The sequence below is a fragment of the Rhodococcus sp. ARC_M6 genome, assembly GCF_022810305.1.
GTDB lineage: Bacteria > Actinomycetota > Actinomycetes > Mycobacteriales > Mycobacteriaceae > Rhodococcus_F.
The window spans coordinates 1-259 of sequence record NZ_JALGQH010000103.1 but is presented as its reverse complement, the minus strand read 5'-3'; the positions used below and the strand labels follow the sequence as shown (position 1 = coordinate 259).

Below are 259 nucleotides of genomic sequence, written 5' to 3'. Positions count from 1 at the left end.
GGTTTGTCGGTGAAGGGGTACCAGATGGCTTCGGCGCGGCCGTTGTCGCGGACGAAGTTTTCGAAGGTGCGTCCGGGGGTGCCCTTGGGGGCGAAGAGTTCCTGCCAGCCGATGTCGGTGTAGCTGATGCACCGCATGCGGTAGTTGGGGGAGGCCTGCAAGGTGACGGCGGTGATGAAGGTGCGGCCGAGGTTGGTCAGCAGGGGGCGGATGGCGGTGTCGGCGCGGTCGTAGGTTTTGAGGGCGTATTCGGTGCCGT

General features: G+C 65.3%; 1 protein-coding gene. It reads right to left on the bottom strand.

Annotated features, from left to right (window positions below):
* On the bottom strand, positions 1-259 hold a 259-nt coding region (locus MTX36_RS29580), incomplete at both ends, for a cholesterol oxidase substrate-binding domain-containing protein (protein WP_279395142.1).